Annotated in this window: 7 protein-coding genes and 1 tRNA gene; 6 read left to right on the plus strand and 2 right to left on the minus strand. The window is 74.5% G+C overall.

Annotation, left to right across the window (positions count from 1 at the left end):
* Window positions 1–105 precede the first annotated feature (105 nt).
* Window positions 106–600: an FHA domain-containing protein FhaB/FipA gene (locus ACSUPT_RS14765; protein ID WP_351966491.1), complete on the minus strand. Its 495-nt coding sequence runs from the start codon at window positions 598–600 to the stop codon at window positions 106–108.
* Window positions 601–610: 10 nt separating this feature from the next.
* Window positions 611–1,474 carry a DUF3662 and FHA domain-containing protein gene (locus ACSUPT_RS14770; protein WP_351966492.1) on the minus strand — a complete coding sequence of 288 codons (864 nt, stop codon included), beginning with the start codon at window positions 1,472–1,474 and terminating at the stop codon, window positions 611–613.
* 821 nt (window positions 1,475–2,295) lie between these two features.
* Between ACSUPT_RS14770 and ACSUPT_RS14775 the strand changes: the two genes are divergently transcribed.
* The 6 genes from ACSUPT_RS14775 (at window position 2,296) to ACSUPT_RS14800 (ending at window position 13,978) form a co-directional block, all read left to right on the plus strand.
* A tRNA-Leu gene (locus ACSUPT_RS14775) sits at window positions 2,296–2,380 on the plus strand.
* Between the two features lie 557 nt (window positions 2,381–2,937).
* Window positions 2,938–3,543: a hypothetical protein gene (locus tag ACSUPT_RS14780; protein ID WP_361654306.1), complete on the plus strand. Its 606-nt coding sequence runs from the start codon at window positions 2,938–2,940 to the stop codon at window positions 3,541–3,543.
* Between the two features lie 131 nt (window positions 3,544–3,674).
* Window positions 3,675–5,759: an SPFH domain-containing protein gene (locus tag ACSUPT_RS14785; RefSeq protein WP_436944584.1), complete on the plus strand. Its 2,085-nt coding sequence runs from the start codon at window positions 3,675–3,677 to the stop codon at window positions 5,757–5,759.
* 291 nt (window positions 5,760–6,050) lie between these two features.
* On the plus strand, window positions 6,051–11,063 hold the full coding sequence (locus ACSUPT_RS14790) for a DNA repair ATPase (protein WP_436944585.1): 5,013 nt from the start codon (window positions 6,051–6,053) through the stop codon (window positions 11,061–11,063).
* Window positions 11,064–11,294: 231 nt separating this feature from the next.
* Entirely contained in the window at window positions 11,295–12,806 is a 1,512-nt protein-coding gene (locus tag ACSUPT_RS14795; RefSeq protein ID WP_436944587.1) for a DUF2252 domain-containing protein, read from the plus strand.
* 221 nt (window positions 12,807–13,027) lie between these two features.
* Window positions 13,028–13,978, plus strand: a complete 951-nt coding sequence (locus tag ACSUPT_RS14800) for a hypothetical protein (RefSeq protein WP_436944588.1) — start codon at window positions 13,028–13,030, stop codon at window positions 13,976–13,978.
* Window positions 13,979–13,994 lie beyond the last annotated feature (16 nt).

Raw genomic sequence — 13,994 nt, forward strand, 5'->3', positions numbered from 1 at the left:
GGGGTAAAGCCGGTCTCGAGCCACACTGCCCACCCTCCGGTCGGGAGCCCCCTCCGGTCCCCTGGGACCGCTGCGGCTCGCTCGCTCCGCTCGCTCATTGTCGTACTACTTCCGCAGCTCGATGACGGTCTTGCCGATGCGGATCGGCGCGCCCAGCGGAATCGGGGTCGGCGTGGTGAGTCGGGTCCGGTCGAGGTAGGTGCCGTTCGTGGACCCGAGATCCTCGACGATCCACTGGCCGTCACGGTCCGGGTAGATCCTGGCATGCCGGCTGGAGGCGTAGTCATCGTCCAGCACGATGGTGGAGTCGTGGGCCCGGCCCAGCGTGATGGTCTGCCCCTGGAGGGCGACCGTCGTACCGGTGAGGGTGCCCTCGGACACGACCAGCTTGGTCGGGGCGCCGCGGCGCTGCCGCTGCTGCGGCGGTGCCGCGCCCTGGCGTCCGCCCTGCTGCGGGCGCGCGGAGTCGCGGCGCGAACCGCGCTGCGTGACCCGCGTGCCGAACAGGTCGCTGCGGATGACCTGGACGGCCACGATGACGAACAGCCACAGTACGGCGAGGAAACCCAACCGCATGACCGTGAGGGTCAGCTCTGACATTGCCCCCGCTTCACCCTTCGGCTTGCCGGTAAACGATGGTGGTACTGCCCACGAGGATCCGCGAGCCGTCGCGGAGCGTAGCGCGGGTGGTGTGCTGCCCGTCCACCACGATGCCGTTGGTGGACCCGAGATCCTGGATCGTCGAGGGCGTTCCGGTCCGGATCTCGCAGTGGCGGCGCGATACGCCGGGGTCGTCGATCCGCACGTCGGCGTCCGTGCTGCGGCCGAGCACGAGGGTGGGGCGGGAGATCTGGTGGCGGGTGCCGTTGATCTCGATCCAGCGGCGCACCTGGCCGGCGCCCGGCAGATGGCCGGAGGCGCCCGGCGGGCGGTGCGCGGCGGGACCGGGGCGCGCGGCGCCGGGGCCGCCCGGCGGCGGCGCGGCGGGCATCGGCGGGACGCCGGCCGGCGGGTAGCCGTACCCGCCGGGGCGGCCGCCCGCGCCGGGCGGCGGACCCGCGGGGTGCGGGCTGTCGACGGGCTGCGCCGACTGCGAGGAGCTGGACGCCAGCGTGCGGCTGCGGACCCGGTACAGGCCGGTGTCGAGGTCGTCGGCCTTCTCCAGGTGGACCTTGATGGGGCCCATGAACGTGTACCGCTGCTGCTTGGCGTAGTCCCTGACCAGGCCGGCGAGCTCGTCGCCGAGCTGCCCCGAGTACGGGCTGAGGCGCTCGAAGTCCGGGGCGCTCAGCTCGACGATGAAGTCGTTGGGGACGACGGTCCGCTCGCGGTTCCAGATCGTCGCGTTGTTGTCGCACTCGCGCTGGAGGGCCCCGGCGATCTCGACGGGCTGCACCTCGGACTTGAAGACTTTGGCGAAGGTGCCGTTGACCAGGCCTTCGAGTCGCTGCTCGAACCGCTTCAGGACTCCCATGGGGCACCTCCTCCGTCGTTGCCGTCCTGGTACTGCTTACTGATCGTATCCACGCGTCGGGAAATCGGCTGGTTCCCCTTCTCTGCCCTGTGGACGAGTGTCACCTCTCACATCTCCTGTACGGATCGTAGAGGCGGCCTGTGGACAGTGTCCCGCACCGGGGGCGCGGCCGGGAGGAGAGGGGGCGAGGACGTCCGCTCCGGCCGGGACGGTGCGCTGCGGGGGCGGTGCCCGCGCGGGGCCGGCGCGCACTGCGGGGAGGGTGCGGACTGCGGGGGCGGTGCGGACAGCGGGGAGGGTGCGGACCGCGGGGGCGGTGTCCTGTGGGCGGGCGGTGTGCGCTGTGGGGACGGTGCCATGTGCGGGGACGGTGCGGGCTGCGGGGCGGGGTGTTGTGCCGGGCCGGGGCGGGCCGCGCTGCGGGGGGCGTCCGCGCGGCCGGTGAGGGGGCGGTCCGCGCTGCCAGGACGGCGGGGTCCTGCGGGGGCGGTGCGCACGGCGGCCGCGCGGTGGTCCGTTCTGCCGGGGAAGGGGCGCGCGGCGGATCGGCGGTGCGCTGCCGGTGGCGGGAGGGCCTCGGTCCGTGCCGGGCCGCGCCGGTCGTCCGGTGCCGGGGTGTCCATATGTACGTCTCCGTCGCGATGTACGTCCCCCGGCGCGTGCTCGACGTCGCCGCGGTGGGGCCTTCCCCCTCCTCCCTTGTTCGTCCGGAGGGCCCGCGAAACAACGGATGTGAATCCACCCCGTGCGACGTGCTAATCTTCAGATGTCGCCAGGCGGTCGCACCGAACAAGGTGGGGCCCGAGGTGACAACACCCAAATGCGCGGGTGGCGGAATAGGCAGACGCGCTGGATTCAGGTTCCAGTGCCCGCAAGGGCGTGGGGGTTCAACTCCCCCTCGCGCACCGACGAAACGGTCGGCATCATCACGATGCCGACCGTTTCTCTTTGCCCGCCCTCTCCTTGGCCGCCGCGCCTTCCGTGCCGGCCCACGCCCGCCGCTCCTCCCGCGCCTCTCGCGTGCTCTCGTCCTCCTGTGCTCCGCGTGTGTTCTCGGGGCTCGCATGCCGGTCTGCCGTTCCGCCGGTCTGCTGTTCCGGCGTTCTGCCGTTCCGCCGGTCCGCTGTTCCGGCGTTCTGTCGTTCCGCCGGTCCGCTGTTCCGGCGTTCTGTCGGTCTCCGGGTCGGCGGTCCGGATGTGAACCGGGTCACAGCAGTGGTGGTCGTCGCGGGTCTCGGCCGCTTCGAGGCGGCAGCGGCCCCGGGCCCCGTTCGCCGGGGCCGCGCAGGCGGGGCCTGGGGTGGTCACCGGCATTCAACGGGCCGTGAAGATTGCCGGAAGGCGGCAATGTGGACCGGCGGATCTCCCTGCCAGCATGGGGCCACCGGGGAACAGCGCGTGGGAACCATGCCGTAGCCCGGAAACGCGGCATGCCGCGCCGACGACGCGAAGGGGGACCGGTCATGGCGGAGCTCTGGCAGGCCGTGACGGCCTTCCCCACCCTGCCGCTCACGGCGGCCCTCGCGGTGGTCGTCGTCTTCTGGCTGCTGGTGGCGGTCGGCGTGGCCGACGTGGACGGCTTCGACGCGGACGTGGACGCCGCCGCGCTGCGCCTGGGCGGCGTACCGGTCGCGGTGGCGGCCTCGCTGCTGGTCGTACTGGCCTGGTTCCTCAGCCTCGCCGGGACGTTGCTCCTCTCCCGTACGGGCTGGTCCGAGGCCGTGGTGTGGACGGGCGGGGTGGTGCTGCTGCCGGTGTCCGTGGCGGTCTCCTGGCGGGTGACCCGCGTGCTCGTACGCCCGCTCGCCAAGCTCCTGCCCGATGAACCCGGGCCGTCCCTGCGGGACTTCGTCGGCCTGACCTGCACCATCCGTACGGGGCGGGTGGACGCGGAGTTCGGGCAGGCCGAGGTCGCGGCGCGGGACGGCTCCACCGCCGTCGTACAGGTCCGCCAGTACGAAGGGGAACGGCTGGCCCTCGGCAGTACGGGGCTGCTGTACGCGTACGACGACACCGGCGGGTTCTTCTGGGTCGCGCCCTTCGACGGGGCGCTCGACCCGCGCGGCTGACCCCGCCCTCCGCCCACGCCGGCCCTCCGCCCACGCCGGCCCTCCGGCCCACGTCGGACGCTCGCTCACGTCGGGCCACCTCCACCTCAACCCCGCCCACCCAGCTCCCACCATCGATCCGGGGAACGCTCATGGATGCCTTCACCTGGGGTATCGGCGTGCTCGTCGCCGTTGTCCTGCTCGTCGCCGTCGCCATGCTGTTCGTGATCAGCCGGCTGTTCCGCAAGGTGGAACAGGGCAAGGCGCTGATCGTCTCGAAGATGCGGAAGGTCGACGTCACCTTCACCGGACAGGTCGTCCTGCCCGTGCTGCACAAGGCCGAGGTCATGGACATCTCGGTCAAGACCATCGAGATCAGCCGGACCGGCCGCGACGGCCTGATCTGCCGGGACAACATCCGCGCCGACATCCGCATCTCGTTCTTCGTCCGCGTCAACAAGACCGTCGAGGACGTCATCAAGGTCGCCCAGGCCATCGGCACGGCCCGCGCCAGCGACCAGGCCACGCTGCAGGAGCTGTTCAACGCCAAGTTCTCCGAGGCGCTGAAGACGGTCGGCAAGCAGCTGGACTTCACCGACCTGTACACCAAGCGCGACGAGTTCCGGGACCGGATCATCCAGGTCATCGGCACCGACCTCAACGGCTACAGCCTGGAGGACGCGGCGATCGACTACCTGGAGCAGACGCCGCTCGCGCAGCTGGACGCCTCCAACATCCTCGACGCCCAGGGCATCCGGAAGATCACGGAGCTGACCGCCGTCGAGCACGTGCGCACCAACGAGTTCCGGCGCACGGAGGAGAAGGAGATCACCCGGCAGGACGTCGACGCCCGCGAGGCCATCCTGGAGCTCGAACGCCGCCAGGCCGACGCCGAGATCAAGCAGAAGCGGGAGATCGAGACCGTACGGGCGCGTGAGGAGGCCGAGACCGCCCGCGTGGTGGAGGAGGAGCGGCTGCGGGCGCAGAGCGCCTTCCTCAAGACCGAGGAGCAGCTCGGCGTCCAGCGTGAGAACCAGGCCCGCGAGGTGGCCGTCGCGCAGAAGAACCGCGAGCGGGTCATCGCCATCGAGAACGAGCGCATCGAGAAGGACCGCCTGCTGGAGGTCATCGCCCGCGAGCGGGAGACCGAACTGACCCGGATCTCCGCCGAGAAGGAGGTCGAGGCGGAGCGCCGCGAGATCGCCGAGGTGATCCGCGAGCGGGTCGCGGTGGACCGTACGGTCGCCGAGCAGGAGGAGTCCATCAAGCGGCTGCGCGCCGTCGAGGAGGCCGAGCGCAAGCGGCAGGCCCTCGTCATCGCCGCCGAGGCGGAGGCCCAGGAGCGGCTGGTCAAGGACATCAAGGCCGCGGAGGCCGCGGAGCAGGCCGCCGTGCACCGGGCCGCCGAGGAACTGACGCTCGCCGAGGCGCGCCACAAGGCCGCCGACATGGACGCCCGCGCGAAGGTCCGCCTCGCGGAGGGCATCCAGGCCGAGGCCGCGGCCGAGGGACTGGCCGCCGTGCAGGTGCGCGAGAAGGAGGCCGACGCCATCGAGAAGGCCGGCTGCGCCGAGGCGGAGGCCACGGAGGCCCGGCTGCGCGCCGAGGCGGTCGGTACGCGGGAGAAGGCGCTCGCCGAGGCGGTCGGTACCCGCGAGAAGGCGCTCGCCGAGGCCACCGCTATCGGGGAGCGGCTCAAGGCGGAGGCCGCGGGCCTGACGGAGAAGGCCGCTGCCATGGCGGCGCTGGACGAGGCGTCGCGCGGCCACGAGGAGTTCCGGCTCCGCCTGGAGGCCGAGAAGGACATCAGGCTCGCCGGGCTCGATGTGCAGCGGCAGGTCGCGGAGGCGCAGGCGACGGTGCTCGCCACCGGGCTGGAGAGCGCCGACATCAGCATCGTCGGCGGCGAGTCGGCCTTCTTCGACCGGATCGTGCAGTCGATGGCGCTCGGCAAGGCCGTGGACGGGTTCGTGGACAGCTCGCACACCGCCCGGGCGCTCGCCGGGCCGTGGCTGGACGGCTCCGGGTCGTTCACCGACGACCTGGCCAGGATGGTCGGCTCGGTGTCCACCGCCGACGTGCGGAACCTGACGGTGTCCGCGCTGCTGATGAAGCTCATGCCGGCCGGGTCGGGGCAGCTGGACGAACTGCTGGGCAAGGCACGGCAGCTGGGCCTCGCCGACGTGCCGGTCTCGGAACTCGCCGGGCTGGGCGGACCGGCGGTCAAGGCGGGCTGAGGGGCCCGCGTGGCCCAACGGGGCGGCGGTGAGGGCGAGATGGGCCCGTCAACGGCCCAGGGAGGCCTGTGGGGGGCCCAGGGAGGCCTGGGGAGGGTCCACGGCCTCTGGAGGGCCACAGGAGCCCTCTGGAGGGCCTTGGAGCCTCAAGTGGGCGGCTGGGGGCCGTGGTTCGCCTCGGAGCCGCCACAGGCCCCTCGAGGAGACCGGGGAGCTGCCGCGCGGGGGGCGGCGGCTCCCCTCGCCCCCTCCCCGTATCCGCCATCCATCACGTACACGAGGAGCTGGACAGTGACAGGGACCGGGACGGCGAGCGGTCTGGACGCCGGTACGTACGAGCTGCTGCGCGGCCGGCTGGACGCCCGCGCCGGCGAACTGGCCCGCCGCGCCGAGGCGCTGAACACCGCGCGGGTCGAGGTGTTCGGCACCACCGGGATGGCCCTCGCCGCCACCGGCCACCTCCGCACGGAACGCGATCTGCGGGCCCGCGACATCGTGGCGGTCGGCGACGTGCTGCTCGTCGGGTACGAGGCGGCCTCGCCCGACGGGGTCTTCGCGCTCTACGACCGGGAGCTGCGGCGGCTGCCGGACGACGCCGTGCCGGGACTGCTCGACGACCCGGCGTTCACCGCCGAGTTCGACGCGCTGCACCGCTACTTCCGGGGGGCGCGGCTGCTGCGGCTGCGCCGGGTGGACGACAGGCTGCTGGCGGTGTTCCGCACCGGGGCGCAGGCCGACGACGTGCGCGTGCTGCGCTGGGCGGTCGAGCCGTCGGGAGCAGTGCGGTTCCTCGACGCGCGCGGGGAGCGGGACCACGTGCTGCCCGCGCCGTACGACTTCGCGTGGACGCAGACCGGCCGGGACGACCATGTCCCCGGGCGGCATCCGCACATCGCCGTCGCGGACGGCGCGCTGTTCGTCTCGACGGTCGGCGGCACGCTCACCGTGAAGACCGCCGACGACACCGAGACCGCCGAGGGCGTCCACAGCGAACCGGTGGACGAGCCCCTGCAGTCCCTGGCGGACGCGGAGGTCGCGTACGCCGTCGTCGGCGCTCTGGTCCTGCTGCGGGTGCGGCCCTACAAGGAGGAGAACCCGCGCCACCTCGTCTTCCACACGCTCACCGGGACCGTGCGGCGGCTCGACGGCGTCGGACGGTCCTGCCGCCGCCTGCCCGACGACCAGGGCGTCGTCTTCCCCGGCGGCTACTGCCTGGCCACGGGCGGTGTGAAGGCGTTCGACACCGACACGGCGGGGCTGGAGTTCGAAGGGGCTGTCCGGTCGCCCAACGGCGAGGACGTGCTGTACGTGTTCCACTCCTCCGCCGACGGCCGTTCGCTGCTGCTGCCGTACAACGTCATCCGCAAGGAGGTCGCCGCCCCGGTGACCGGACGCGGCCACGCGCTGCTGGACGACGGCACCCTCGCCGTGCTGCGCGCCGACTCCGGGGAGCCCGGGCGTGTCCACCCGCTGCAGATGTGGCGTACGCCGTTCGCGGCCGGGGCCGTGCCCGAGGGCGAGGGGCCGCTCGCCCGCATCGGCAACGCCGACCTGGTCCGCGGCGTCTCCACGTGCCTCGCCATCGCCCGGCAGGTCGCGGAGACCACCGCGACGGGCGAGATGTACGCCGCGCTGGTCGCCGCCTGCACCCGCACCGCCGACCGCTTCCCCTGGCTGGGCGACGCGGACGCGGGGGATCTGCGCACCCCGCTGGACGAGGTCAGGGACACCGCCGAGCAGGTGTTGCGCGAGTTCGCCGCCGTACAGCAGCTCACCGACCGGGCCGCCGAGGCCGTCGACGCCGCGGCACAGGACTTCCGGCGGCTGGTGCGGCGGGTGCGCGGCGAGGCCCCGGCCACCGCGGAGGAGTGGATCGAGCGGATCACCGCGCTGCGCCGCGCCCAGGGGCGCCTGACGACGCTGAAGGAGACGCGGTACGCGGACACCGCCGCCGTCGACGCGCTCGTCGACGAGGCAGGCACCCAGATCGCGGCTACCGCGCAGCGGGCGGTCGCCTTCCTCGGGCGCGACGACGCGTTCACCGCCCAGCACGCCGAGGTCGAACGGCTCGCCGCCGACGCGGACGCCGTCGGCACGACCGCCGAGGCGGCGGCTGTCGCCGGACGGCTCGACGCGCGGGTCCACGGGCTGCAGACGCTCACCGAGGTCGTGGCCGGCCTCGACATCGGCGACCCGACGGTCCGCACGGCCATCCTGGAGCGGATCGCCGAGGTGCTGGGCGGACTGAACCGCGTCCGCGCACTGCTCGCCGCCCGGCGCCGCGAGCTCGTCGACCAGGAGGGGCGGGCCGCGTTCGCCGCCGAGTTCGCCCTGCTGGGCCAGGCGGTCACCGGCGCGCTGGCCGCCGCCGGAACCCCGGAGGCCTGCGACGAGCAGCTCGCCCGGCTGCTGCTCCAGCTGGACAACCTGGAGTCGCGGTTCGCTGACCACGACGGCTTCCTCGCCCGGATCGCCGACAAGCGGGCCGAGGTGCACGACGCGTTCGCCGGGCGCCGGCAGACGCTGCAGGACACCCGGGCCCGGCGCGCCGAGCGGCTCGCCGCGGCGGCCGTACGCGTCCTGGAGACCGTCGCGCGCCGCGCGGCAGCACTGGACGGCCTGGACGCGGTCAACACGTACTTCGCCTCCGACCCCATGGTCGCCAAGGTCCGCCGCACCGCTGGTGAACTGCGCGGACTCGGTGACCAGGTGCGCGCCGAGGAACTGGAGGGCCGCCTCAAGGCCGCCCGCCAGGAGGCCGCACGGGCGCTGCGGGACCGCGCCGAGCTGTACGCGGACGGCGGCGGCACGATCCGGCTGGGTGCCCACCGCTTCGCCGTCACCACCCGCCCGCCGGAGCTGACCCTCGTCCCGCACACCGGCGCCGGTCCCGCCGCCTCGGGCCTTGTCTCCGCCGGGCCCGCGGCCTCGGATCCTGCCTCCGCCCGACCTGCTGCTTCGGGTCTTGCCTCCGCGGGTCCCGCCGCTTCGGGCCTTGCCTCCGCGGGTCCCGCCGCTTCGGGGCCCGCCTCCGCCGGTCTCGCGTTCGCGCTGACCGGCACCGACTACCGGCGTCCCGTCACCGACCCCGCCTTCGCGGACACCCGCCCCTACTGGGACCAGCTGCTGCCGTCCGAGAACGCGGACGTGTACCGGGGCGAGTACCTGGCCTCCCGCCTGCTGCGCGAGCACGGCGCGCAGGCCCTCGCCGCCGCGGACCTTGCCCGGCTGGCCCGGGAGACCGCCGAGGCGGCCTACGACGAGGGGTACGAGCGCGGCGTCCACGACCACGACGCCGCCGCGATCCTCGCCGCGCTGCTGCCGCTGTACGAGCGGGCCGGGCTGCTGCGCCACCGGGCCGCCGACCGGGCCGCCGCCCAGCTGTTCTGGGCCCACGGGACGACGCCCGAGGAGCGGGACACGTGGACGCGCGCGGCCGTCTCGCTGGTCCGCGCGCGGGAGGCGTTCGGGGCGGCGGCGCCGGGCCTCGACGCGCTGCGCGCCGAACTGGCCGGGGCGGGCCGGCTGCCGGACCCGGCCGCCGCGTACCTGGTGGAGGAGCTGGCGGCGGGCGGGTCGTTCGCCACGGGCCCGGCGGCCCGGACCCTGCTGGCGAAGTTCCACCACGCGGTGGGGGCGGTGCCGGAGGACCGGGACGGGGCGTGGGCGGGCTCCGGGGTGCCGTACGGCGCCGATGTGCGGCGCCTGCTCGCGCACGGCGACGCGGCGGGCGCCCGGCGGCTCGTGGAGGGCTGGCTCCACTCGTACGCGGCCTCCTGCGGCGAGGACGTGGACCCCGGCGACCTCGCGGAGGCCGTCGCGATCGAGGTGTGCCCCGGTCTGCCGCGCCGCGACGGGGAAGGGGGCCTTTCCGCGCGCGTGGAGGGGCTGCTCGGCACCCACCCGAGGATCGAGCGGGGCGTGCTGCGGCTGCGGCTCGACGAGTTCCTGGCGAGGACCGGGGACTTCGCCCGCCGCGTGGTGCCCGGTTTCCGCGCCTACCAGCGGGTGCGCAACGACCTGCTGGCCGCCGAGCGGAAGCGGCTGCGCCTGGACGACTACCGGCCGCGCGTCATGTCCTCCTTCGTGCGGAGCAGGCTCGTGGACGAGGTGTACCTGCCGCTCGTCGGCGACAACCTCGCGCGGCAGATCGGCGTCGCGGGCGAGGCCAAGCGGGCCGACACGAACGGCCTGCTGCTGCTCCTGTCGCCGCCGGGCTACGGCAAGACGACCCTGGTGGAGTACGTCGCCGACCGGCTCGGCCTGCTGCTGGTGAAGGTCGACGGACCCGCTCTCGGGCACGGCACGGTCTCGCTCGACCCGGCGGAGGCGCCCGACGCGGCCGCGCGCCGGGAGCTGGAGAAGGTCGAGTTCGCGCTGTCGGCCGGGAACAACGTCCTGCTGTACCTCGACGACATCCAGCACACCTCCCCCGAACTGCTGCAGAAGTTCGTGCCGCTGTGCGACGCGACCCGCACGCTGAACGGCCACGACCTGCGGGGCAAGCGCTTCGCCGTCTGCATGGCCGGCAACCCGTACACCGAGTCCGGGCAGCGTTTCCGCGTCCCCGACATGCTGGCCAACCGCGCCGACGTGTGGAACCTCGGTGACGTGCTGACCGGCAAGGAGGACGTCTTCGCGCTGAGTTTCGTGGAGAACGCGCTCACCTCCCACCCGCTGCTCGCGCCCCTCGCGGGACGGGAGCGCGCCGATCTGGAGGTGCTGCTGCGGCTCGCCGCCGGGGACGGCGCGGCCCGCCCGGACCAGCTGGCCCACCCGTACGCTCCCGCCGAGCTGGATCCCGTGCTGGCGGTGCTGCGCCATCTGCTGGCCGCCCGCGAGACGGTACTGGCGGTCAACGCCGCGTACATCGCCTCCGCCGGGCAGGCCGACGCGGGCCGGACGGAGCCGCCGTTCCGGCTGCAGGGCTCGTACCGCGACATGAACAAGATCGTCGCGCGTATCTCGCCCGCCATGGACGACGCCGAGCTGGCCGCCTTGGTCGACGACCACTACAGGGCCGAGGCGCAGACGCTCACCTCCGGGGCCGAGGCGAACCTGCTGAAGTTCGCCGCCCTGCGCGGCACGCTCACCGGGGAGCGGCGTGAGCGGTGGGACGCCGTGTCGGCGGCGTACGTCCGCGAGCGGGCGCTGGGCGGCGCCGGGGACGACGCGCTCGGCCGCGCGGTGGCGGCGCTGGGGCTGCTCGCCGACCGGGTCGCGGCGGTGGAGGCCGCGATCAACCGGGCGGCGACCGCGTCCGCGGAGGGGGCGGACGCGGGGGCGGGTGGTGGGCGCCGCTGAGCTCTGCTGAGGGGTCCGGCCGGGGGTCCGGCCGGGGGTCCGGACGGGAGCCCGGCCGTGCGTCCGGACGGAGGTCCGGCCGTGTCGTCCGGCCGGTCGTCGTGGAGCCGCCGGGGGCGGGGAGGCGGCTCTGTGGACGAGTTATCCACAGGGGGAGACGGGTGGGTGGCTGAGGGGTACGGTCGTCGCACGTTCGGTCGAGAGCACGTAAGAGCACGTAATGGGGGGCGTATGGACGAGATCCGGGCCACGGTGCCCACGCAGCGGACCGGCGGCGCCGCGGCCGGCGCGGGTTCGGCGGGTGGCGCAGCCGACGGCGGCGCCGGCGGGGGCGGCGCGGGGCGCATTCCGTACGTGCCGGGGTTCGCGCGGCATCCGGCCGAGGGGTTCGGGCCGTGCGGGGACGAGGGGCCGAAGGCGTACGGCAAGGCGCTGCGGAAGCGGGTACCGAGGTCCGCGCACGACGTGCTGGCGCTGCGGGCGGGGCGCCCCGACGCGGTGCGCGCCGTCGAGGAGTCCAGCCGGGGCCGGGTGCCCGGCCTGGCGCCGATACGGGTGGGGCGCATGGCCGCGACGCCGTTCGCGTTCCTGCGGGGCGCCGCCGGTCTGATGGCGTACGACCTGGCGGGCACGCCTGTGACGGGCGTGGGCGCGCAGATCTGCGGGGACGCCCACGCGGCGAACTTCGGGCTGTACGGCGACGCGAGCGGCCGGCTGGTCATCGACCTGAACGACTTCGACGAGACCGTGGTCGGCCCCTGGGAGTGGGACGTCAAGCGGCTCGCCGCGTCCCTGGTGCTGGCCGGGCGGGAGGCCGGGGCCGACGAGGACCTGTGCCGGGCGGCCGCGTACGACGCGGTGGGCGCCTACCGGCGGACCATGCGGCTGCTGGCGCGGATGCCGGTGCTGGACGCGTGGAACGCCATCGCGGACGAGGAACTCGTCTCCCACACGGACGCGCGGGACCTGCTCGGCACGCTGGAGCGGGTCTCGGAGAAGGCGCGGCGGAACACGAGCGCCCGGTTCGCCGCGAGGGCGACGGAGACCTGTGAGGACGGTTCGCGGCGGTTCGTGGACGCCCCGCCGGTGCTGTCGCGCGTGCCGGACGCGGAGGCCGCCGCTGTCGCCTCGGCCCTGGGCCCGTATCTGGCGACGCTGCCTCCGGACCGGCTGCCGCTGCTCGCGCGGTACGCGATCCAGGACGTGGCGTTCCGGGTGGTCGGCACGGGCAGCGTGGGCACCCGCTCGTATGTGGTGCTGCTCCTCGACCACCGGGGGGAGGCGCTGGTGCTCCAGGTCAAGGAGGCCCGGCCCTCCGCGCTGGTGCCGCACCTGCCCGATGCCGGGTTCGAGGTGGAGGACACCGGGCACGAGGGGCGGCGGGTCGTGCTGGGCCAGAAGCGGATGCAGGTCGTGAGCGACAGCCTGCTCGGTTGGACGAGCGTGGAGGGGCGGCCGTACCAGGTGCGGCAGTTCCGCAACCGGAAGGGCAGCGTGGACCCGGCGGCGCTGCCCGCCGACCAGGTCGACGACTACGCGCGGATGACGGGCGCGCTCCTGGCGCGGGCGCACGCGCACAGCGCCGACCCCCGGCTCATCGCGGCGTACTGCGGCAAGGGCGACGAGCTGGACCAAGCCGTGGCGGCCTTCGCCGTGGCCTACGCGGACCGCACGGAGGCCGACCACGCCGAACTGGTCGCGGCCGTCCGCGCCGGGCGGATCGCTGCGGAGCTGGGCGTGTGACGCGGCGGGCGCCCGGCCGGGGGGGGATCGGCGTGTGACGCGGCCGGGTCGCGGCTGGGCGTGTGAAGGGTTGCTGCGCGGGGGCGGCCGGGCGTGGGACGGGGTGCGCGGTAGCGGACCGGCGTGTGACGTGGCCGGGGTGCGGCCGGTGTGCGACGGGGTGTGCGGGGGGCGGCCGGGCATGTGAGGGGTACGGGGCCGGTCGCCCGTAGTCTGGTCGGGTGACGACCCCGAGCGACGACCTGACCGGCGCCCCCGCGCACGAGGCGGCTGCCGACCGGCGGCCCCCGCAGCACGAGCGGCAGGGCCCTCCGCCCGCCGAGCCCGGCGACGCCGCGGGCGCTCCCGGCACGGCCGGATACGCCGGGCCGGACGAGGCCCAGGAGGCGGAGGCGCCGGAAGCGCGGCTCGCCCGTGCCGTGCGGGCGGCCGAGCAGGCGCTCATCGAGTTCGAGATCGCGGTGGAGACCTTCCGGGTGGAGGTGGAGAACTTCTCCCGGCTGCACCACCAGAAGCTCGGCCCGATGTACGCGCGTCTGGACGAGCTGGACGCCCTGATCGCCGAGGCGCGGGCGGCCCGCACCGGCGACCCGGAGGACCTGCGCCGCGCGCAGGAGGCGCGCGCCCTGGTGATGCCGATGCCGGGGGTGGACGAGCTGTTCCACGACTGGATCGACTCCGACGGACTGTCGCCCGAGGCCGCGGCGATGCTGAACGAGCAGCCCGTGCAGGCACCCAAGCGGGTACGGCCCAGCGACGAGGCGCGCAAGCTCTACCGGGACCTGGTCCGCAAGGCCCACCCCGACCTGGCCGCCGAGGAGGCGGAGCGGCAGCGGCGCGACGCGTTCATCACCCGTGTGAACGCCGCGTACGCCCGCGGCGACGAGGAGCAGCTGCGTCGGCTCGCCGACGAGTGGGAGGCGGGTCCCGCGCCCGCCGAACCGGCGCTGAGCGAGACCGAGGAGCTGTACGCGCGTCTGGAGTGGCTGGCGCAGCGCAAGGAGCTGCTGACGGTCGTGGCGCGGGAGCTGGAGGAGAGCGCCATCGGTGCGATGCTGCGGATGGCGCCGGACGACCCCGACCGGCTGCTCGACGAGGTCGCCGAGCAGCTGCTGGCCCAGGTGTCCGAGCGTGAGGCGGAGCTCGCGGCGCTGACGACGACGGCGCCGTAACCGCCCGAGAGCCCCA

Origin of the sequence: Streptomyces sp. SudanB25_2051 (genome assembly GCF_964272635.1) — a bacterium.
Lineage (GTDB): Bacteria > Actinomycetota > Actinomycetes > Streptomycetales > Streptomycetaceae > Streptomyces.

Bases quoted from the DNA above. Each gene is read 5' to 3' on its own strand.
- ACSUPT_RS14770 (WP_351966492.1), bottom strand. From the start codon at position 1,474: ATGGGAGTCCTGAAGCGGTTCGAGCAGCGACTCGAAGGCCTGGTCAAC.
- ACSUPT_RS14795 (WP_436944587.1), top strand. From the start codon at position 11,295: ATGGACGAGATCCGGGCCACGGTGCCCACGCAGCGGACCGGCGGCGCC.
- ACSUPT_RS14780 (WP_361654306.1), top strand. From the start codon at position 2,938: ATGGCGGAGCTCTGGCAGGCCGTGACGGCCTTCCCCACCCTGCCGCTC.
- ACSUPT_RS14765 (WP_351966491.1), bottom strand. From the start codon at position 600: ATGTCAGAGCTGACCCTCACGGTCATGCGGTTGGGTTTCCTCGCCGTA.
- ACSUPT_RS14785 (WP_436944584.1), top strand. From the start codon at position 3,675: ATGGATGCCTTCACCTGGGGTATCGGCGTGCTCGTCGCCGTTGTCCTG.